Source organism: Allobosea sp. FW305-C-101 (genome assembly GCF_058783685.1).
In genome coordinates this window covers 161,864-182,841 of sequence record NZ_JBYSYT010000002.1, presented here as the reverse complement: position 1 = coordinate 182,841, position 20,978 = coordinate 161,864, and the positions used below count along the sequence as shown (strand labels likewise).

Genomic DNA, 20,978 nt, shown 5'->3' with positions numbered 1-20,978 from the left:
GCAACGAATCTGCCGACTGCGAGAGATGATCAAACTCCCTATCTGCAACTTCGAAGACCTCGCCAGGGCATTGAGGCGCTTCGAAGACCTGTTTGGCGCGCCGGAAGGCTCGGCGGAAGCATGTGAACTCCGCGATATCTCCAACGGTCTTCGGGCGTTTGAGGACAAGGTGGCTGCAAGGATTTCAGCGCGGAGATTCACCGCGGGCAGTTTGATCAACGCCATGCCACGCAGCAGCCTCGATCCGACGCATCGGCCATAGCAAGCTCATAAAACACGAGATCCTGAACGTTCAATCCCGCTGAGCCCGCGGATATATCGCAGCCGAAACTTCCCTTCCGGAAATCGCGCTTGGCGCGATAGGTCTTCAGCTTTTCCACGGAACACCTTCCAACGCGACTTCGCGGAGAGAAGGTGGATGAAGGTCAGCCAGTGCCGGGGTCGATATGACGAACGGGCTTGGTCGGAGGGAGTGCGCCTGAACCCGGCGTCGCCTCCGTGTTCGTCTGCGACTCCTTCGCATGTGGACCGGCGGGAGGAGTGTCCTGGTCCTTCGCGCGCTGCTTCTGATTGCCCTCGGAGATGATCTTCGGCCCCTTCATCGCATCATCAGCAGCGTCGTCGCGCTTTTCGGGCGGGCGCTGGTTCGGCTCGGTCGGGCCGTTGGTGCTGTCATTTCGTTCGTGGTTCCGGTCGATCATCGCATGCCCTTTCTGAAAGTGCTGCTGGAGCAACGCTGCGGCGATCCGATCGTTTCGACAGATCGCAAAAAAGCCCGGCTCCAGGCGGAGCCGGGCTTGCACAGGCGCGATCATTCAGAGCGTCGGGTCGACCAGCAGGTTCTCGTCGCGATGCTCGCCGCCGAGCGTTGCCGCCCATGCCGCCGCAGCCGCTCCCACCAGCAGCGCAGCCGCGGTCAGGAAGGCGGTCAGGACCGCGATCTTGCGTGCACGCTCGGCCGCCTGCTTGGCGGTTTCCTTGGCCTGCGACAGCCGGGCATAGGCGTCGTCGATGCGCTTCTGCGCGTCCTGCTCGCTGATGCCGGACCGCGCGGCGAGCCGGGAGGCGAGATAGTCCCGGTCGACCTGCTCGATCTTGCCGTTCTTCAACGCGCTGACGAAGATCCGGGAGGCTTCGTCACGCTCCTGGGCGGTCGGCGGCTGCTGACCGCTGGCGCGCATGACATTGTCAAGCGCCATCGCGAGCGGATCGACATTCTGCGAAACCAGCGAGGCCACGCCCGAGCTCGCATTGGCGACGCCGCTGACCGCGGTCTTGGCCGCGCCGAACAGCGACGATGTCGCGACGACGGTGATCAGAAGCGCTCCGGTCGCCCAGACGAGCAGGCCATGGGTCGCGTCGCGAACCTTGCGCTCCTCGCCATTGGCATCGAAGCTCGGCTGGCGCATCCGCCCAGCCAGATAGCCGCCGGCCATGGTCGCCGAGGCCATGACCCAGAGCGCCCACAGGGCGCCTGCGACCGCCAGCGCCGTGGCGCTGGAGCTCTTCTCGAAATCGGCGGAGACCATCGACAGGCCGATCGCCGATCCGAAGACCGTCATGATGGTCGAGATGGCTGTCGCGATGACCGCACCGCCGAGGATTGGGCCCCATTGCACATAGGAGCGGTTCTCCTTGTTGACGGTCACGGGAGCGACGACGACGTCTGTTCCAGACATGGACATGGCGAATTCCTATCGAAGACCGAGGAACGACAGGATGGCCATGATGACCACGACAAGACCGACGAGATAAATGATGCTGTCCATGAGCCCCTCCTGCTGGCGAGCGAAAGTAAAGGCAAAACGGCTGGCGCAGCGGATAGGTTCCTGAAGACGCGGTTCGGAACGATTGGCGGAGTTTGCGGACCACGGAGGATCGCGGGCGCTCTTGTCGACCCTGGTGTCTCGCAAGTGGACGTGGCGCCTCTCGCCCAAGGCGGGGGAGCTTGGTGGTACAACCTGAGCGCCGGCCGATCACGGCACGGATTTACGAACTCCGTGCTCTCGCGATCGCATTGACGATGGCCGACGGGCTATAGGGCTTGGAGACGACCACCTCGTTGTTGACGTCGATCTCCGAGGTGTCACCCGTCGCGAACACAACGCAAAGCGAGCCGTTCTGCTCTCTCGCCATCCGCACGAGCTCGATGCCCGAAGCGCCGGGGAGCTTCACATCGGTTACGAGCACATCGACTGGGTGATCCTGCAGGATCGGCAGGGCCTCCTCGGCGCTACCTGCCTCGATGACGGAGAAACCGGCATCCTCGAGGATATCGCAGGTATTCATGCGGATCAGTGCATCGTCCTCGACAATCAGGACGGCGGCAGGCTTTGGCGCGGCCGGCTCCGAACCTTTGTCCTCAGCCGATACCTGTTCCGCCTTCTGAGGAGCGCGAGCCTTCTGCGCGGCAAGCACCAGCCGAAGCTTTCGCGCCAGCGCTTCCCGTGTATAGGGCTTGGACAGGAGCTCGACGCCCGCATCCAGGCGGCCGCCGTGAACGATGGAGTTCTCGGTGTAGCCCGAGGTGAAGAGCACGGCGAGATGCGGCAGGCGCTCGCGCGCGAGCCGGGCAAGTTCGGGGCTCTTCAATTGTCCGGGCATCACCACGTCGGTGAACAGCAGATCGATGGCAACGCCGCTTTCGACGACGTGAAGCGCGCTTGTTGCATCGCTGGCCCGCAGAACGCGATAGCCGAGATCGGTGAGCAGCTCGATCACCGTGCTGCGAACCTGCTCGTCATCCTCGACCACCAGGATCGTCTCGGTCCCACCCGCGATCGGGCTGTTGTCGACGACAGTCTCGACAGCCTCTTTCTGGACCGAACGGGGCAGGTAAAGCCTCACCGTGGTCCCATGGTCGAGTTCCGAATAGATTTTGACGTGGCCGCCGGACTGCTTGACGAAGCCATAGACCATCGACAGGCCAAGCCCGGTGCCTTTTCCTTCGGGCTTCGTCGAGAAGAACGGGTCGAAGGCCTTCGCCAGCACCTCGGCCGACATGCCGGAGCCGGTGTCGCTGACGGCCAGCATCACATACTGTCCCGCTGCGACATCGCTGTGCCGGGCAGCGTAGCTGTCATCGAGATGGGCATTGGCGAGGTCGATCGTCAGCTTGCCTGAGCCGTTCATGGCATCGCGCGCGTTGATCGCCAGATTGAGCAGCGCATTCTCGACCTGCGTCGGGTCGATCAGGGAATTCCAGAGCCCGCCGCCCACGACCGTCTCGATCTCGATGCCCTCGCCGAGGGTGCGGCTGAGCATGTCGTCCATGCCGCGAACCAGGCGACCGAGATTGACGACCTTCGGCTCCAGCGGTTGCCGCCGGCCGAAGGCGAGCAGTTGCGAAGCGAGCTTCGAACCGCGGGCGACGCCGGTCATGGCATTGGCGATGCGCCGCTCGGCCTTCTCGTCCCCGGCGACATCCTTGGCCAGGAGCTGCAAATTGCCCGAGATTACCTGCAGCAGGTTGTTGAAGTCATGCGCGACCCCGCCGGTCAATTGGCCGATCGCCTCCATCTTCTGGCTGTGGCGCAAGGCCTCTTCCGCGGCGAGCAGCTTCTGCGTGCGTTCCGCCACGATCTGTTCGAGCGTCTCGTTCAGCTTGGCGAGAGCGAGCTCGGCCTGGCGGCGTGCCGTAATGTCCTGGAAGAGGACCGCGACCTGCCGCCTGCTTGCGGGCTCGATCCGGATCGCAGCCAGCTCCAGGAAGCGGCCGGTGGCGACGAGTTCCTGCTGGAAGCGAATGGGCGTGCCGGTGCGCAGGACAGCGCCATAGCGCTCCACCCATGAATCGGCTTCAGCACCGACCATCTCGCGCAGCTTCTGGCCGACGACGTTCGGAATTCCGGCGTGCCGGGCGTAGGCCGCATTGGCCTCGATATGGATGTAATCGCTGTCCGGCCCGTGCGGCCCGTCGAAGAATTCGATGATGCAGAAGCCTTCGTCGATCGCGTCGAACAGTCCCTTGTAGAGAGCGGTGCTATCGGACAGGCGCCGTTCGGCCAGGCTGCGCTCGGTGGCGTCGCTTCCCTGCACGAAGATGCCGGTCACGTTGCCCTGTGGACCGATGAGGGGTTGATAGACGAAATCGAGGAAACGCTCGGCGGTCGGGCTTTCGGGCTGCCCCTGCATGACGAACCGCGCACCGGAGGCCGTATAGGCCTCGCCGGATCGATAGACCTCGTCGAGAATCCGGACAAAGCCTTGCGCATCCGCTTCCGGAAGCGCCTCGGAGACGGTCTTTCCAATGACGTCGCGGCCATCCACCAGTCTCAGATAACTGGGGTTCGCCAGCTGGAAGCGATGCTCCGGCCCTTGCAGCAGCGCCATGAAAGTCGGCGCCTGATCGAACATCTCGGAGAGGAACGAGGCGATATGGACGTCGCTGGCGGGCAAGGCCGTTTTCCTGAGAAAGCAGAGCGGTTGGTCGGTCGTACGGTATCCGCGAGCCACGGCAAAGCGGCTCAGGTCTCACCAAGATGGCTTAGTGCCGGAACACCCGTTGCTGCACACGGGCGAGATCAACGACGAAGCGGGCGTACTCGCGAGACCGCGCCTCTTCATCCTGCAGGCGAAGCAGGAAGGAGGGGTGGACGGTAGCCAGCAGCGGCGTGCCATCTTCGAGCGCCAGCTCGCGATCCCGCGCACTGGCCAACGAGCCGGCATGCCCCACCAGCGATCGCAGGGCGCTGGCGCCGAGGGCAACGACAAGCCGGGGTTTCACGAATTGCAGTTCGAGATCGAGCCAGAAGCGGCAGGCCTTGATCTCCCCGACATTGGGTCTCTCGTGGATGCGGCGCTTGCCGCGCAGCTGGAATTTGAAGTGCTTCACCGCATTGGTGACATAGGCGCGCGCCCGATCGAGACCGGCCTCCCTCATCGCCCGATCGAAAACCTGCCCTGCCGGTCCGATGAAGGGCCGGCCTGCCAGGTCCTCATGGTCTCCGGGCTGCTCGCCGACGAACAGAATAGATGCATCCAGCGGGCCTTCTCCGAAGACCGTCTGCGTGGCGTGGCAATGAAGCTCGCAACGCCGGCAGCGTTGCGCGGCAGCGGCCGCATCCTGCCAGGACGTGATCACGGGATCGTCGGCGGCCGTCTCGGGCCGATGCCGAAGCTGCCGGACATGTCGTTCGGGTGGCTGCGTCGGGGCGCGCATCACCATATCCTCTGCTCGCCGGGCGGCGCTTGCGATCAGAGGCACAATCAATTCGGCCTCGGGTAGGTTCCGCCAGTATTTCACCGGCATCTCACTTTTCATCGCCTTCGGCTTCAGGCGGGCCGGATTGAAGATGTTGGCGTAGTAGGTGAGCCAATAGGCTTCCATGGCATCGCCGTCCGGCGCGTCGGCCTTACTGGCGGCGGGACCGAGTTGGAGGGCCGAGCCGTCCCAGTGCAATGACCCCTGCGGCGTCATGATCGACCAGACCATCCCGCCGAAGCGCCCCGTGAAGAAGCTTGCGGCGCGTTCGAGGATGAAATGCTCCGGCTCGAACCAGGCGATGAACGGGCCGTCCTCGTCCGCGCCCGACACCGCCCGGAACCGGACGAAGGCGGTCATCTTGTGCAGGTCGCGGCGCACCGAGCGGGCCATCGCCTCGGCGCGTGCGATGTCAGAATCGGCTGCATTGTCGAGCAAGCGCGGCTCGTCCTGCAAACGCAGCAGCAGGCGGTGCAGCAGTACAAAACGGCCGGCATCTCGATGACAGACGACGTTTTCGGCAAGCTCGATGAAACGGCGAGACACGGTCAGGGCGGCACTTCCGCCCGCGACCGGGGCGGCATTCTCCATCATGAACAATCCGGCATCGTCCTCGCTCGTCAGCCAGGCGACGGCCTCGGGCTGGACGCCGGCGAGCGCCAGCCGGCGTGCCTCGCGGCGCCAGCCGGCAAAATCGGCAGGCCCGTTCAGCCGGGCCGCGATCATGGGAAAAGCGTCAATTGTCGCGGTTGCGGCTTCAGCCGGGCCCGCAGGTTCGGCGCGTCGAGTCCGCTACCCGGCCGCCAGCCCTCCGCGAGAATGAAATGCCGGATCGTCGCGAGCGAGCGCGTCAATCGACCGACATCTTCAAGCCGGAGCCGGCGGAACCGTCGCGAAGCCAGGATGCGATCGACGCTGCGCGTGCCCAGACCCGGCACCCGCAGCAGGGTCTCGCGATCGGCCCGGTTGACGTCGACGGGAAAGCGCCCGCGCTCGCGCAAGGCCCAGGCGAGCTTGGGGTCGATGTCGAGGTCGAGCATCTCGCCATGCCCCATGATTTCCTCGGTCTCGAATCCATAGAAGCGCGTCAGCCAGTCGGCCTGATAAAGCCGGTGCTCGCGCATCAGCGGCGGCGGCTGGAGCGGCAACTGGCTGGAGGCATCGGGGATCGGGCTGAAGGCCGAGTAATAGACGCGCTTCAGGCCGAAGCTGCCATAGAGCCAGGCGCTGCGCTTTAGGATGGCGGAATCGCTCGCGCCATCGGCACCGACGATCATCTGCGTGCTCTGCCCGGCCGGCGAGAAGGCCGGGGCCTTCGCACTCTTGTCGCGCTCCTGGCGCGCCTCATCGATCTTCAGCTTGAGGCCGCCCATCGCGCTCTTGATCTCGCCCGCCTGCTTCTCAGGAGCAAAGCGCGCGAGCGCCGCCTCGCTCGGCAGTTCGACATTGATCGACACCCGGTCGGCGAAAAGCCCGGCGCGCTCGATCAGATCGCGGCTCGCGCCGGGGATCAGCTTGAGATGGATATAGCCGCGGAACCCATGCTGCCGGCGCAGCGTTTCGGCGACGCGCACAAGCTCGGCCATCGTGTAATCGGCCGAGCGGATGATGCCCGAGGACAGGAAAAGGCCTTCGATATAATTGCGGCGGTAGAAATTCAGGGTCAGCGCGACGACTTCCTCGACCGAGAAGCGGGCGCGGCGAACATTGCTCGACGAACGGTTGATGCAGAAGACGCAGTCGAAGCTGCAGAAATTCGTGAGCAGGATCTTGAGCAGCGAGATGCAGCGGCCATCGGGCGCATAGGAATGGCAGATGCCGGCGCCCGTCGTGGAGCCCAGCCCCTTTCCATCACGCGAATCCCGTTTCGTGGTGCTGCTCGACGCGCAGGAGGCGTCGTATTTCGCAGCGTCGCTGAGGATTTCGAGCTTCTCCAGGACCGAGAGCTGTGCCATCACTCTTCCTTTTGTTCACTGTATGTTCTTAAGGCGATCTCGGCCCGGTTTCAAGCCAATCCCTTGGATAAGAATGCTGGGCGGACCGGAGCGACAGGAAAATCCGCAATGAAAACAGCGCCGTTTCCGTCGATATCAGGTTATAGCAATGCTGATGCGGAACGATTCTGGATGCCGATGCAATGATTGAGATCAGAAGTTTCCTGCGCGACGAGACGAGCGAGCTTCATCGCGAACTGGATGCCATCGTCGGCGTTTTTTCGAACCGCATCGCGTATGCCCGCTTCCTGCAGGGGACGTACCGCCATCGCGCGCCGGTCGAGGCGGCGTTGTTGAATGTCGATGCCGCGCGCACCTCCTCATGGCAGCCGCGCCAACTTCTGCCGGAGCTGGAGGCGGATCTCGCCGACCTCGCGCTCCCGCTTCCCGCGGCCGAGCATTTCCATCTGTCAAATGACATGGCTGCCTTCCTGGGAGCTGCCTATGTTCTCGAAGGCTCCGCCTTGGGCGCGCGCGTGCTGGTGATGGGAGTCGGCGCTCTGGGATTCGGGCCTGAATACGGAGCCCGCTACCTCTCGGCGCAAGCCGGCTCCCTCGACAGCTGGCGCACGCTGCTGGTCGCGCTTGAAGGGCTCGACCGGCAGGCATGGGGTGCCGCAGCTCAAGCGGGCAGGGCGGTCTTCATGCATGCCATCCAGGCCTTCACCTCGGAAGAACTCTCCCCCGCATGACGACTGTTGATCTGACGAACTGCGATCGCGAGCCGATCCATATCCCCGGCAGCGTCCAGCCGCATGGCTGCATGATCGTGTGCGATGCCGAGGCGGTGACGATCAGGCGCCATTCCAGCAATGCCAGCGCCTTCCTCGGCCTGGGGGAGTTCGAGCTCGTCGGCCGCAGGCTCGAAGAGATACTCGGCGGACCGGTCGTGCATGAGATGCGCAATGCACTCGCCCGTTCCGGGGTGCCCTCCCGAGCCGGCTTGATGCCCCGCTACCGCCTTCCGGCGCTCGATCGCGAGTTCGACATTTCGATCCATGCCTTCAAGGGCAACGCCATCATCGAGTTCGAGGAGAGCGTTCCGGCCGGGCCGAGCTCGCCGCTCGAATTCGCCCGGACGCTGGTCGGCCGGCTCTCGGACGTGACGACGCCGGCCCAGCTGATCAAGAACGCAGCGCGTCTGCTCCGGGCGGTGCTGCAATACGACCGGGTGATGATCTACCAGTTCGCGCCAGACGGCTCGGGCAAGGTCGTGAGCGAAGCCAAGCGCCCCGACCTCGAAAGCTTCATGGGGCAGCATTTCCCGGCAAGCGATATTCCGCAGCAGGCGCGGCAACTCTATCTCCTCAACCCGATTCGCGTCGTCTCGGATTCGAGCGGCGAGCGCTTTCCGATCACGCCCGTGCTCGATGCGGCTGGGGAGCCGCTCGACCTGTCCTATGCGCATCTGCGCAGCGTCTCGCCGATCCATTGCGAATATCTGCGCAACATGGGCGTCTCGGCTTCGATGTCGGTCTCGATCATCGTCGATGGCGCACTCTGGGGCCTGATCGCCTGCCACCATTACAGCCCGCGCTCGCTCTCGATGAACCGCCGGATCGCTGCGGAGATCTTCGGCGAGTTCTTCGCGCTCCAGCTCGGTGCCCTCACGCAGAAGCAGATGCTGCTCGCAGCGGAGAAGGCGCGGGATTTCCTCAACGGCCTGCTCTCGTCCGCCGCGCATGTCACCGATGCCTCCGGCTTCCTCGGCCAGCATCTCGCGGAGTTCCGCAACCTCGTCGAAAGTGACGGCGTCGGCGTCTGGGTGAATGGCGAGTGGCGGGCTGAAGGCAGCGCGCCGCCGGCCGAGTTCGCTGAGGAACTGGCCGCTTTCGCTGGGTCGGTCTGCGAAAGACGAATCTGGGCAACCACGGCGCTGGCCGAGGCACTGCCGTCAGCACGCATTTTCGCCGACGCATTCGCGGGTATGCTCGCGATCCCGCTCTCCCAGCTTCCGCGCGACTACCTGTTCTTCTTCCGCAAGGAACTGGTCCATACGATCGAATGGGGCGGCGACCCCAACAAGACCTATACGACAGGCCCCCATGGCGACCGCCTGACGCCACGGCAGAGCTTCGCCGTCTGGAAGGAGACCGTGGCTGGTCACTCCAAGACCTGGACGCCGGTGGAGCGCGAGCTTGCCGAATCCGCGCGTCGGACCCTGATCGAGGTCGTGCTGCGCCAGAGCGAACTCTTGGCTGACGAGCGGAACAAGGCCGAAATCCGCCAGAAGATGCTCAATCAGGAGCTCAATCACCGGGTCAAGAACATCCTCGCCCTGATCAAATCGATCGTTGCCCATCCGCTCGCGGAAGGCGCGACGATCGAGGCCTATGTCACTTCGCTGAAGGGGCGGATCGAGGCGCTTGCCATCGCCCACGACCAGGCCATGCGGGCGAGCGGTGGCGGGCTCTTGCTCGATCTCGTCAACGCGGAAGCTTCGCCCTATCGGACGAGCGGCGGCACGATCACAGTTCGCGGGCCGTCCGTTGCCCTCGATGCCCGCGCCTTTTCGGTGGTCGCTCTCGTGATCCATGAGTTGATCACCAACGCCGCCAAATACGGAGCGCTATCCGTCAAGACCGGCGAACTCATGGTCGACTGGTCCGCCAATGCCGGCGGGGATTGCGAGATCGTCTGGCAGGAGCGCGGCGGACCGCCGGTCAGGCCGCCGTCCCGCCAGGGTTTCGGCAGCATCCTGATCGATCGCAGCATCCCCTACGATCTCGGCGGGCGAAGCGATCTGTCCTTCGAGCCCGAGGGCATCACGGCGAAGCTCTGCATCCCCGCCAAATTCGTCCGCTGGACGGAGGATGCCGCGTCTCCCGAGGAGGCCCCCGTGCCGGTCAAGGGCAAGCCCGGCCGGCCATTGGAAGGCAGGCGCGTGCTGCTGGTCGAGGACCAGTTCATCATCGCGATGGATTGCGAGGACATGCTGGCGACCTTGGGCGCGAGCCAGGTCGAGGTCTGCGCGAATGTCTCAGAGGCCGTGTCGTTCCTGGGCCGGACGGCGCCGGATCTCGCGATCCTCGACGTCAATCTCGGCTCCGAAACCTCCGAGCCGATCGGCAATCGCCTGCGCGAGCTCGGCGTGCCCTTCCTCTTCGCGACCGGTTATGACGACCTCGCGATCCTCAGCGTCGCCGAGGCGGCGACGCTGCGCAAGCCCTACAATCTCGCTTCGCTGGAGGCGGCGCTGCGCAGGCTTCCGGGCGTCGCATAGCTCATCAGCGCCCGACGCGGTTCAGGCCGCTTCGGACGCCGGAGGTGCCAGGCCGGCGAGGGACAGTTCCATGACGGCGTGCGTGCCGCGTCCGCCCGTATCGGCATAGCGCAGTTCGGTGGCGAGGCTCTTCGCCATCGCACGCACGATCTTGCTGCCGAGGCCGGTCCCCCTGATCGTGCCGGTTCCGGTCCAGCCGATCCCGTCGTCGACGACCTTGAGCGTGACGATATCGCCTTCGCTGGAGAGGCTGACCCGGACCTCGCCCTGGCCGTTCGGATAGGCGTATTTCAGCGCGTTCGTGACCAGCTCCGTCGCGATCAGCCCGATCGAGATCGCCTTGTCGGTTTTCGCCAGCACGGCTTCCGCCTTGAAGCGGATCACCGGCATCTGGCCGGAGCCGGCGAGCGATTGGGCGAATTCGTCGAGCAGCGAGCGGAGATAGCCGGCGAGATCGACGGCACGAACATCGTCCGAGGTGTAGAGGCTGCGATGCAGGTTGCCGATCGCGGTGATGCGCGCCTGCGTCTCGGCGAGCGCCGCCTTGGCGCCCGGATCCTCGACCGAATTGGCCTGCATCCGCACGAGCGAACCGACCAGCGACAGGCTGTTAGCGACGCGGTGATTGACCTCGGCCAGCAGCGTTACGGCCCGGTCGCGCGCCGCCCTGACTTCCTGCTCGGCCTGTTCGCGGGCCCGGGTCAGGCGCGTCTTGACGACGGCATGTTCCAGCGCCGCCCGCAGCAGCACCTCGAAATCCTCGCCGACCGTCTTGACGACATAGTCCATGGCGCCGGCCTTCAGCGCCGTCACCGCGATCGACAGCTCCGAGGAAGCGGTCACGTAGATGACTGCGGGAGCAGCCGCGTCCGTGGACAGCGCAGCCAGGACATCGAGCCCTGAAGCGGTCCCCAGATCGTGATCGAGGATGATGACGTCCATCCCGCCGGCTGCCGCACGCGCGAGGCCAGCCTCGGCGGTCTCGACATGCTCCACGACATAGTTGTGGCGCGCGAGCATGCGCTGCACGAGGCGCCCGAGCGTGGCGTCGTCGTCGATATAGAGGACGTTGATGGGCCGGTTCGGCATCAACGGCGACCGCGCAAGCCGGTCATGGCGTTTCCGGAACCTGGATGACGGAGAAGAACAGCCCGAGCTGGCGGATCGCGTTGGCGAAGCCGTCATAGTCCACGGGCTTGGTGATGTAGACATTGGCGCCCAGGTCATAGCAGCGCTGGATCTCGCGGCTGTCATCGGTCGTGGTGAGTACGACCACCGGCGAGCGCTTGGTATGCACGTTCGCCTTCACCTTCTCGAGGATGGCGACGCCGCCCATGTCGGGCAGGTTGAGATCGAGCAGGATGAGGAGCTGGCGGCCGGCGCTGACGGCGCCGGAGCCATCGGCACCGAACAGATAGTTCAGCGCATCCGTGCCGTTGGTGAAGGGGATGATCTCGTTGCTGACCCCGGCACGGCGGATGTTCTTCTCGATGAGGCGGGCATGGCCTTCATCGTCCTCGATCATGATGATCGAGACGGGCTTTCCATTGGTCACGCTTCGGCACTCCGTCTGTCGGCCGCGAGGTTGGGGGGCAGGGTCACGGTAAAGGTCGTGCCCTTTCCAAGTTCTGAGCGCACGGCGATGTCGCCACCGAGATTGCGCACCATCGTGCGGACATGGGCGAGGCCGATGCCTTCGCCCGCCGTATTCTGCGAGCCGGAGCGCCGGAACAATTCGAAGATGCGCTCGTGATCCGTCGCCGCGATGCCGCGGCCATTGTCCTCGATCTCGATCTTCACCCAGCCGCGGCGCTCCCGGCGCGTGCGGACGGCGATCCGGATGGGGCGATCCGGCGCCCGGTACTTGATGGCGTTGTCGAGGAGATTGCCCATGACCTGGTCGAGCGACAGGCGATCGCTCGTGATGCGGGGAACCTGCGCGTCGATCTCGATCCCGCCGCCTTCCTCCGCGCTGGCCTGATGGTGGACGGCCGCTGCAGCCGTCTCGATCAGCGCGGTCAGATCGACGCTCTCGGCCCGCAATTCGCGGCGGCCCTCGCGGGAAATCTTGAGGATCGCGTTGATGAGCCCATCCATCTTGCGGGTCGACGAACGGATGAAGCCGATCGCCTCGGCGACATCGACGCGCAGCGCCTCCTCGGCCGCCGCCTTCTGCTCCGGCGTGGCAGTGGCCCCGGCGCCGACATAGGCCTCGATCGGCTTGAACATCGCCTCCAGCTCGCTGGTGAAGCCCATGATGTTCACCAGCGGCGCGCGCAGGTCATGCGTCACGATATAGGCGAAACGCTGGACCTCCTCGTTCGCCTTGACGAGCGCATCCGTGCGCTCGCGCACACGTTCTTCCAGCCCGACATTGAGCGTTTCGACCTCGCGCCGCGCCGCGATCAGTTCGCGCGTGTAGCTGATGATCGTCCAGCTCGCCGCGCCGGCCATGGCGAGGATCAGGATCGCGCCGATGATCGTGGTCCAGCGCAACCTGGTCGCAGCCGTGACCTGGGCGTCGATCGCCTCCCGCAGCTCCTTTTCCGAGATTGCGAGAATAGCGCTGAGATCGCCGCGCAATTCGTCCATCAGGCGCTTGCCGGCGCCGCTGCGGACGAGGTTCAGCGCGGTCTCGGTGTCGCCCTTGCGCGTCGCTTCAACGGTTGCCGCGAGCTCAGCCATCTTCTGGTCGAGCTCGCTATTGACCCGCTGCAGGATGGGAGTGACCTCGGGCAGCCTCGCTGCGGCGCGTTCAAGCCGAGCGCGTTGGTCGGGAAGCCGGGAGGCCGCTGCGCTGTAGGGAGCAAGATAGCTTTCGTCCCGTGTCAGCAGGTAGCCGCGCTGGCCCGTCTCGGCATCCTGCACGAGAGACAGCAAGTCAGCGGTTGCGCTTCGCACGGCGCGGGCTGCGGTCACTTCGCCGAAATAGCGCTCGCTTGCGGTTGTCAGCCAGAGAGATGTGGCGACGATGACGACCAGTACGGCGATGCCGACAGCCAGGAGCAGGGCGTTCGAGCGTTGAAAGAACGCCTGAGAGATAGGCATGCGGAGAACCAGCCGGTGAGGGTTCTCTCTTTGCGCCGATCAAAGCTTGCAGAGCAACAGCAAATGACATTGCAGCGAATGCATCTGCGTGCACCACGCGCATAGACCTATCCGCTGACCGTCATGAACTGGCGCTGGCCGAGCGAAGCTGCGCGCAGGTGACGGCCTAACCCTTCTTGGCTGGCTTCGACGGCGGCAGGCCATCCAGGCGCAAACTGGCTATGTAGATTTCTGCCCCTTCGGCGTTCTGTACGGTGACAGAAAGCGACATGTGGTCGCCATTGGGCAGCTTCTCGCGGTTCAACGCGGCGAGCAATTCCTTGGCGGCATTTCGCGCGCTTTGGTCATCGGGCAAATCTGTGCCTTCCTCGTCAAATTCGAGCTTCTCTCCGTCGCGGGTATGGAAGAAATAGCAAGGCATGTCTGCCTAATGCAGCCAGCGCCAAGCTGTTCCTCAAGCACTTGCGATTTTGGCGGCACCGGGCTGGAGGTGCAGATAGTCCGGATCGAAATCCGCCAATTCGCAAAGCCCTCTCCAATCCAGAATGGTCAGTCGATTGGCGCGGAGCCGGATGAGCTTGGCTTCCCGGATCTCCCTGAGCTTCTTGTTCATATGAACCGTGGACAGCCCGAGCGCATCGGCGATTTCCGGCTGCGTCAAAGGCAGGTTGCAGGTCACTCCGTCCGACAAGCCGATGGCTGTCATCTTGGTGATGAACTCGCAGAGCAGATGAGCTAAGCGGCTGGGTGCGGAGCGGCGCCCGATACCCACCATCCACTCGCGGTAGATCGAGGCTTCGATGAGCGTTTCTCGCCAGAATGCCTCGGATATCCGATAGGATGCTCGCGTGAGTGCTCGGACGGCATCATGTGAAATCAGGCCGACGACCGCGGGCGTCAGCGCTCCCAGGCAATGATCCATGCGCTCGATCAGCAGCGAGTGGATATCTGGAATGTCGCCGGGAAGATGAAGCGACAGGATTTGCCGCACGCCGTCGCCGACGATCTTGTAGCGACAAACCAGTCCTTCGGCGACCAAGCAGCACTGCTTGGTGATCTCGCCTTCGCTGACGATGTCCTGGCCGGCTTCGAAGCGCTTCAGGGTAAGCGGCAGATCCAGCAATTTCTGCCGTTCGGCAGGCGGCAAGGGAATATGGGTTTCGAGCTTGAGAACGAGGCGTTCAAGATAAAGCTGCTTGTCCATTCGCTCCCTGCCATTCGGGTGGCGCGACGCCGGGACTTATCACCCAGTTCCCTGAGCTGTTCAAATGCGGTGCCTCGTACAACGCAACCCTACGCCCTTCGGTGCCATCCCCACATCGCGACCATAGGGATCATGGGGTGAGGCAGGCCCGATGCCGTTCGCTATCCAGCCGGGAGACTGTTCGCGCGAAAGTCCTCGGTGCGCTCCGTGCCGTTTTCCTGACATGGGGGGCGCAGGGCCAAGGGCGCAGCGTGAACTCCTCGGGCACTAAAATTCGACGAACTTGCCCGTTGGCTCTGTCAAATGACATCTCTTGCCGAGGTTGAGCCGACTACGAAGGCGTAATGACTGCGCCTTCGATCGCTTTGCTGAACCTCTGTCCTTCTGTGCCGCTGTCGAACGCCGACACGATGACATTGGATGTGCATTGATGCGGCCTTTGTCGCAACTCGATGCGTTGGTCAGGAAGTTGGAAACGCGATCAAGGCTTTCCGCAGATGACACCAAAATTCTCCTTAGCCTGCCTATCTCGATAAGGCGCTACGAAGCGCGTCGAGACATCATTCTCGAAGGCCGCCATAACAATCAGTGCTGCATCGTTCTCGAAGGCTTGCTGTGCCGTTACAAGGTCGTTCGAGACGGCGGAAGGCAAATTCTCTCGCTGCATATGCCAGGCGATATCCCTGACCTTCAGTCGATCCATATCGATACGATGGATCACACCGTCGGGACGCTATCGCCAGCACTGGTCGGCTTCATCCCTCATGTTGCGATCAAGCATACGCTCCAGAAATCCTATGCGATTTCAAAGGCATTCTGGCTGGAAGTTCTGGTCGAGGCGTCCATTCTGAGAGGCTGGACAGTCAGTCTCGGGAAGCGGAGCGCTCCAGCGCGCATCGCGCATTTCCTCTGCGAGTACGTGACGCGAATGAAGGCCATCGGCCTGTCGGATGGGGTGACATGCGGCTTGCCGCTCAACCAGCCTGAAATGGGCGATGTGCTGGGGTTATCGACCGTTCACACCAACAAGAAATTGCGAGAGCTCAAGCGGGAAAGGTTGGTAGAAGTACGTGCGAATCTAATCCGTATTCTGGATTGGGAAGGTCTGTGCCAGCGCGCTGATTTCGACCCGAACTATCTGCGTTTGAAGCGCTACGACGAGTGATGCAGATTTCAGGCTCGACAAGGAACTTGGGCGGGCGAGCGGCATTCTGCTGAGATGGCACGGTTTTACTTTGATACCGATGACGGTTCTGCCCCTGATACGGATGACGAGGGGGTGGATTTTCCTGATCTCGAAGCAGCGAAGCATGCCGCAAAGTCGATCCTGGCGGTTATGATCGGCGAGAAGCTGCCGACTTCTGATCATATTGGCCTGCGTGTCGTCGTTCGGAACGAAACCGGTGTTCCCATCTGTGTCGCGAGCCTGTCCCTCGACGGAACCGAGGCTGACGTTTCAAGCTAGGCTGCGAGTGCATGCGAATACGGGGCGACGCAGCGAACAGAGCTCTCTCGCCCGGCGCTATCCGCCCGACTACACGGATGAACTTGAATATCGCCAGCTAGCGCGAACCGCGATATTCGGGGATGCGGTTCTTGCTGCCGAAGAGCAGGCTCTGAGGGTCTCGATTGACGCCTTCGAGGGTCCGGATGAACCCTGAGAGGCTGCCCTGCCCATTTGCTGTAAAGTTCTCGACGCTCCTCAAGCCGGCGCCCGTCAGTCGGACAATCTCGACAGTAGCGGCGGCTGAGCTGCGATCGAGGCTGCTTGCAAGGGCGCTCAGGGATCTTGCGGTTTCGGCAACCTCGGTAAACGCGCTCCGCCCATTGGTATCGACCGCGGCATTCAGGAATGACTGGGCTCCCTTCAAGACGCCATCGACATTGTCACTGGCTCTGTTGAGCTTTTCGCTCACGGAAGCGGCTGTCTTGATAACGCTTCGCACATCAGGGGCTACATCAGCCAGAGTGCTGGTCAGCCGATCGAAATCTCCAATGATGGCGACGATCCAATTTTTGTCGACCGTACGCAGGGAATTCAGGTAGTCGTCGCCGAATGTCTTCAGTTTCTGCGGCAGCGGGGTGACGAATTCCGCTACGGTCTCAACGCCCTTCATCAGTTTCTCAACGGAAGATGAGCTGTCGTTCAAGGAAGCCGAGAAGCGCTCGGCCTCCTTGATCTTCTCGGTTATCGGCCCAGCGTTGGCCTGGATTGCTCCCTCGATCGCGACAAGGGACTCATTGATGCTCTTTGCCGTCGATCCGACCTTCTCGAAAATGCTCGCGGAGTCTTCGACGACGATTGTCGGCTGCATCTGTCCTGGAGCCGTGGTCAGCCGAGCGGCGTTCGGGCTGCCACCACGAAGCTGCACCGCGACGATGCCGGCCAAGCCCTGTCCTTCCAGGCGGGCAGTGGTATCCGCCCGCAAGGGAGCCGATCGGCTGATCTTCAGGATGGCGTAGATCTGCCGGGGATCACTGGGCTCGATCTCGATGTCCGTGACCTCGCCCACCCGCAGGCCGTTGAAGAGGACGCTGGAGCCTCGCCCCAAGCCCGAAACCTTGCCGTTGAAGATCAACCGGACGTCGACCGTATCGGTCTGCCCTCTGCTGAACCAGTATGCGAGTCCGAAAAGCATAGCTACGACGACCAGCGTAGCCAGTCCGATCAATGCATGGGCTCCCCGGGAACGCATGACCCTTGTTTCTATCCGACCTTGAGGTTGTCGGCGGATTGCTTGCCCGACCGCTTGTCAGCCACGAGTTCGTAAGAAACCTTCTGCCCTTCATTCAGGCCACGCAGGCCGGCGCGCTCGACAGCGCTGATATGGACGAAGACGTCGTTGCCGCCGCCGTCCGGGGTTATGAAGCCATAGCCCTTGGTCTCGTTGAACCATTTCACGACGCCGTTAGCCATATGCATCTCCATAGTGGATCGCCGAACATGTGCGCTCTCAGGCACTCAGACAAGCTGCTCCTTGGGCCGGGTCAACAGTCAATGTCGCCTAAGCCCAAGGCCATCGAAACGTCTGATGACCCGGCGATATTCGCCGCTCTGGTCAGGAGCGCCGTTTGATGTCTCGCGTTCTATCCGGCAGAGCATCGACGGCTTCGTCGGCTCCCTGGTCCTTGTGGAGCACACCCTCTCGCAGAACCTTCGTTGCGGCATCTGTTTTCTGTTTTGAATTGGTGGGGAGAGGTCTGGTTTCATCCGTTGCGTGAAGGCCAATGTTGCGAGGCTTCTTCCCATCGTTACGGGCGCTTGCCGCGAAGGTAGCCAAAGCTTCAGGTTGTTTTGCCATGGGTTTGTCCTCCAATCGTGGAGGAACGGGCGCGAGTGACGAGTGTTCCGCGCCCCGCGCCTGCCACCGGCTCAGCCTTTTGCTATCGCGTACGGCCCATCTCTCTACTGAGCGATCGACGACGAGCAGAACGTTGGTCAGCGAAGTCGCAGTCAGCACGATTGCGACATGGGACACTGAAGGGCAGATTCGTCACTTGCGCGGCGGTTCGCTCTTCGAAGGCTGCGGCCGCGCGGCGTCGCCCGCCGGAACCGACCAAGTTGCGGTCCAGGTCTCGCTCAAGGTGCGATTTCGCCCTCTCAGGAACATGCGCAGCTCGGCCGATTGGCCATCCGGCAGCGTCGCATCGACGATGGCGCGCACGCCTTTCAATGGCGCATTGAACGTCAGTATCTTCGTGGTGATGGAGCCGGCGGTGCTCGTCGCGACCAGTTCCAGACGCTCGGGCTCGCTCTGATAGTAGGCGAGGTCGCCGCCAGCGAAATCGACGATGAAGCGTTTCGTGCCCTTGCCCTCGGAAACACCATCCTCGATGTCCGAGCCGTTGAAACTCTGCTGCACCTGGGCGTAAGGATGCAGGTGCCAGGTCGTCGACAATGCCGAGATGCGGTAGCTGAATTCGGCAGCCTGACCACTGGGCAGAGGCTTGTTCGGCGTCCAGCAAGCGACGATGTTGTCGAAGGCCTCGTTATCCGTCGGAATCTCGATGAGGTCGACCCGGCCTTCGCCCCAGTCACCCTGTGGCTGGACCCAGTAACCTGGCCGCGCATCGTAGCGCGCTTCCAGATCCTGATAGCTGCCGAAATCGCGGTCGCGCTGCATCAGACCGAAGCCGCGCGGGTTCTTGTCGCCGAAGCTCGATATGCGCAGCACCTTGGGATTGCGAACGGGACGCCAGATCCATTCGCCACTGCCGGATTGCATCATCAGCCCGTCCGAGTCGTGGATTTCGGGGCGGAAATCAGTTCGTTGACCGAGATCGCCCTCTCCAGCCTGAAACATCGAGGTCAGCGGCGCGATGCCGATCCGCTCGATTTCCTTGCGTGGGATGATCGTCGCGGTCACGTCCATCGAGGTGTTGCGGCCTGGGCTGACGACATAGCGAAATGCGCCTGCGACCGACGGGGAGTCGAGCAGGGCGTAGATGACGAGCTCGGTCGTGTCACGCGACGGCTCCTCCACCCAGAGCGCCCGCATGAACGGGAATTCCTCGGGACCCTCGCCGCCGACATTCAAGGCGAGCGAGCGTGCCGAAAGCCCGTAACGGTGCCCCCGGCCGATCAAGCGGAAATAGCTCGCGCCCAGGAAGGAGATGACCTCGTCCTGCACCTTGGGGTCGTTCAGGTTGGTGGTGACGGTGAAACCCGCGAAGCCGAGCGCCGGCGAGAGATTCTTGGGCACCGGAACCTTGCCGTACTCGAACAGACCGGTCGTGAAGGGGATCGGGATCGCGTTGCCGTGGTTGATGATGTGAACCTGCACAGGCTTGTTGTGCAGAAAGCCCAGATGGAAGGGCAGCAGGCGGAAATCGGATCCACCCTCGCGCCAGAAGGTTTTGTCGCGCCGAAACCGGATTTCGCGATAGCTGTCATAGGTCAGGCTTGAGAGCTCGGCTGGAATCTTCGCGCTCTCGGCATCGAAAGGCTGCTTCGCGAGCGCGATCGCCTGCTGGACGACGTCTTGATAGCTGAAGCCGTTGGCGGCTCCTGCGGGCGTCTGCGCTTGCGAGGAGACGCGGCCCGTCAACAGACCGGCTCCGGAAAGCAGGACGAGAAATGCGCGTCGAGACGGTGGCGACATGATGGAATCCCCCCGGATATGCGGCCGCCCTAGCGCACGCTGGATTTAGAACGTTGATAGGGTAATGGGGGTTCCCGTCGTCCGGCGCATTGTGCGAATGAACACCAGTCAGCAAGAACGTGCTGACGCCATGCGGGTGATCATCGTCCCGTTACGCGAAGCGAGCCCGTCCTGATAAGCGGGGTGGCGATGAGCCCAGTTTAGCCCGCGTGAAAAGGCTGATGGGCGCGGCGTTCTCACCGACGAGCCGGCAAGCGATGCTGCTGTAAGTCGTTGAAATCAAACGAAACGTTTCGTAAGCGACCATGACATGAAATCACGCTCTGTTCCCAGGCGTGACCGTATCCAGATCATTGATTTCGCTATGAAAAGAAGTGGTAGCGGGAGAGGGACTTGAACCCCCGACACGCGGATTATGATTCCGCTGCTCTAACCAGCTGAGCTACCCCGCCACAGGGTCGAAGCCGGCAAGCCGGCTCGTCGTCGAGGCGCGATATAGGCGCCACGACCCGGCCTCGTCAAGCCTTGCGCTCAGCTCTTGTGAACAGAGGCGAGCTTGCGCAGCCGGACGACCTTGAAATAGCCGCGCCCGACATGGACCGTCTCGTAGCGGCCGGTCGCCTTCGCCCAATCGGTCAGGCGGCTGACCTTGAAATCGGAGCTCCAGCCGATCGCCTTCGACAGGGGTGCGACCGCGCTCCAGAACGGCGCCAGCATGCCGCCATCATCGACGAGGCGGCTGGAGATGATGATTTCGCCGCCCGGCTTCAGGACGCGGTCCATCTCGGCCAGCGCCTGCTCGGGATTTGGCACGAGCGTGATCACGAATTGCGCGGTGACGGCATCGAAGCGCTCGTCGCCGAAGCCGAGCCGGCAGGCATCCATCACCATCAGCCCGCGGACATGGTCGAGCTTCTGGTTCACCACCTTGCGATGGGCCACCCTGAGCATGTCGAGCGAAAGATCGGCGCCGAGCACGCGCGAGTTCGGCGCGAAATAGGGCAGGGTGAGACCGGTGCCGACACCGATCTCGAGAATGTCAGGGCCGCAGGCGCAGGCCGCCTCGACCGCCTCGCGCTGCGGGCGCGCCAGCATGTTCTGGTAGATCCGGTCATAGAACTTGGCCCAGGTCGCATAGACGCGCTTCTGGCCGTCGAGGTCGTAGGTCACCGGCATGATGGGGAATCCGAGCGGAAGAGCGGGC

General features: G+C 63.1%; 20 protein-coding genes and 1 tRNA gene. 5 read left to right on the top strand and 16 right to left on the bottom strand.

Translation table 11 applies throughout. The annotated features are described in order from the left end of the window. The first annotated feature begins 25 nt into the window (after positions 1-25). Positions 26-262, top strand: a complete 237-nt coding sequence (locus AC3WMA_RS08320) for a hypothetical protein (protein WP_492284930.1) — start codon at positions 26-28, stop codon at positions 260-262. Positions 263-425: 163 nt separating this feature from the next. On the opposite strand, the gene AC3WMA_RS08315 is transcribed toward AC3WMA_RS08320, so the two are convergent. The 5 genes from AC3WMA_RS08315 to AC3WMA_RS08295 all read right to left on the bottom strand — a co-directional run bounded on the left by AC3WMA_RS08315 (position 426) and on the right by AC3WMA_RS08295 (position 7,158). After that, positions 426-815 carry a hypothetical protein gene (locus tag AC3WMA_RS08315; protein WP_492284929.1) on the bottom strand — a complete coding sequence of 130 codons (390 nt, stop codon included), beginning with the start codon at positions 813-815 and terminating at the stop codon, positions 426-428. Continuing rightward, complete coding sequence (locus AC3WMA_RS08310) at positions 816-1,679, bottom strand: hypothetical protein (protein ID WP_492284928.1); 864 nt, start codon at positions 1,677-1,679, stop codon at positions 816-818. Positions 1,680-1,989: 310 nt separating this feature from the next. Beyond that, entirely contained in the window at positions 1,990-4,398 is a 2,409-nt protein-coding gene (locus tag AC3WMA_RS08305) for a response regulator (protein WP_492284927.1), read from the bottom strand. An 88-nt stretch (positions 4,399-4,486) separates the two neighbouring features. Next, positions 4,487-5,929 carry a UdgX family uracil-DNA binding protein gene (locus tag AC3WMA_RS08300; RefSeq protein ID WP_492284926.1) on the bottom strand — a complete coding sequence of 481 codons (1,443 nt, stop codon included), beginning with the start codon at positions 5,927-5,929 and terminating at the stop codon, positions 4,487-4,489. Next, complete coding sequence (locus tag AC3WMA_RS08295) at positions 5,926-7,158, bottom strand: putative DNA modification/repair radical SAM protein (RefSeq protein WP_492284925.1); 1,233 nt, start codon at positions 7,156-7,158, stop codon at positions 5,926-5,928. Before AC3WMA_RS08295 ends, AC3WMA_RS08300 begins: the two co-directional genes overlap by 4 nt. Before the next feature lie 182 nt (positions 7,159-7,340). Between AC3WMA_RS08295 and AC3WMA_RS08290 the strand changes: the two genes are divergently transcribed. Beyond that, positions 7,341-7,889, top strand: coding sequence for a biliverdin-producing heme oxygenase (locus AC3WMA_RS08290; RefSeq protein WP_492284924.1), 549 nt, complete (start codon positions 7,341-7,343; stop codon positions 7,887-7,889). Beyond that, a complete protein-coding gene (locus tag AC3WMA_RS08285) occupies positions 7,886-10,420 on the top strand; it encodes an HWE histidine kinase domain-containing protein (RefSeq protein WP_492284923.1) in 2,535 nt (844 codons plus the stop codon). Before AC3WMA_RS08290 ends, AC3WMA_RS08285 begins: the two co-directional genes overlap by 4 nt. Before the next feature lie 21 nt (positions 10,421-10,441). On the opposite strand, the gene AC3WMA_RS08280 is transcribed toward AC3WMA_RS08285, so the two are convergent. From AC3WMA_RS08280 to AC3WMA_RS08260, 5 genes are all read right to left on the bottom strand, one after another. After that, on the bottom strand, positions 10,442-11,509 hold the full coding sequence (locus AC3WMA_RS08280; protein ID WP_492284922.1) for a histidine kinase dimerization/phosphoacceptor domain -containing protein: 1,068 nt from the start codon (positions 11,507-11,509) through the stop codon (positions 10,442-10,444). Positions 11,510-11,531: 22 nt separating this feature from the next. Then, positions 11,532-11,945 (bottom strand): response regulator, encoded by a 414-nt coding sequence (locus AC3WMA_RS08275; protein WP_492286073.1) that lies wholly within the window; start codon positions 11,943-11,945, stop codon positions 11,532-11,534. A 26-nt stretch (positions 11,946-11,971) separates the two neighbouring features. Further along, positions 11,972-13,468 carry a sensor histidine kinase gene (locus AC3WMA_RS08270; RefSeq protein WP_492284921.1) on the bottom strand — a complete coding sequence of 499 codons (1,497 nt, stop codon included), beginning with the start codon at positions 13,466-13,468 and terminating at the stop codon, positions 11,972-11,974. Between the two features lie 166 nt (positions 13,469-13,634). Continuing rightward, positions 13,635-13,889: a DUF6894 family protein gene (locus AC3WMA_RS08265; protein ID WP_492284920.1), complete on the bottom strand. Its 255-nt coding sequence runs from the start codon at positions 13,887-13,889 to the stop codon at positions 13,635-13,637. 33 nt (positions 13,890-13,922) lie between these two features. Further along, positions 13,923-14,672 (bottom strand): Crp/Fnr family transcriptional regulator, encoded by a 750-nt coding sequence (locus AC3WMA_RS08260; RefSeq protein ID WP_492284919.1) that lies wholly within the window; start codon positions 14,670-14,672, stop codon positions 13,923-13,925. A gap of 439 nt (positions 14,673-15,111) precedes the next feature. Here AC3WMA_RS08260 and AC3WMA_RS08255 point away from each other — a divergent pair, with 439 nt between their 5' ends. Both AC3WMA_RS08255 and AC3WMA_RS08250 read left to right on the top strand, forming a co-directional pair. Beyond that, a complete protein-coding gene (locus tag AC3WMA_RS08255) occupies positions 15,112-15,837 on the top strand; it encodes a Crp/Fnr family transcriptional regulator (RefSeq protein ID WP_492284918.1) in 726 nt (241 codons plus the stop codon). Between the two features lie 54 nt (positions 15,838-15,891). Then, positions 15,892-16,137 carry a DUF6894 family protein gene (locus AC3WMA_RS08250; protein ID WP_492284917.1) on the top strand — a complete coding sequence of 82 codons (246 nt, stop codon included), beginning with the start codon at positions 15,892-15,894 and terminating at the stop codon, positions 16,135-16,137. Between the two features lie 97 nt (positions 16,138-16,234). Here the strand turns inward: AC3WMA_RS08250 and AC3WMA_RS08245 are convergent, their stop codons facing one another. From AC3WMA_RS08245 to AC3WMA_RS08220, 6 genes are all read right to left on the bottom strand, one after another. After that, on the bottom strand, positions 16,235-17,344 hold the full coding sequence (locus tag AC3WMA_RS08245; protein ID WP_492284916.1) for an MlaD family protein: 1,110 nt from the start codon (positions 17,342-17,344) through the stop codon (positions 16,235-16,237). A gap of 35 nt (positions 17,345-17,379) precedes the next feature. After that, positions 17,380-17,589 (bottom strand): cold-shock protein, encoded by a 210-nt coding sequence (locus AC3WMA_RS08240; protein WP_492284915.1) that lies wholly within the window; start codon positions 17,587-17,589, stop codon positions 17,380-17,382. Between the two features lie 142 nt (positions 17,590-17,731). Then, on the bottom strand, positions 17,732-17,974 hold the full coding sequence (locus tag AC3WMA_RS08235; RefSeq protein WP_492284914.1) for a hypothetical protein: 243 nt from the start codon (positions 17,972-17,974) through the stop codon (positions 17,732-17,734). Between the two features lie 192 nt (positions 17,975-18,166). Then, positions 18,167-19,720, bottom strand: coding sequence for an OpgD/OpgG family glucan biosynthesis protein (locus AC3WMA_RS08230; protein WP_492284913.1), 1,554 nt, complete (start codon positions 19,718-19,720; stop codon positions 18,167-18,169). A 429-nt stretch (positions 19,721-20,149) separates the two neighbouring features. After that, positions 20,150-20,226: transfer RNA gene (locus AC3WMA_RS08225), tRNA-Met, on the bottom strand. Between the two features lie 79 nt (positions 20,227-20,305). Then, on the bottom strand, positions 20,306-20,950 hold the full coding sequence (locus AC3WMA_RS08220; protein ID WP_492284912.1) for a class I SAM-dependent methyltransferase: 645 nt from the start codon (positions 20,948-20,950) through the stop codon (positions 20,306-20,308). Between the last annotated feature and the right edge of the window lie 28 nt (positions 20,951-20,978).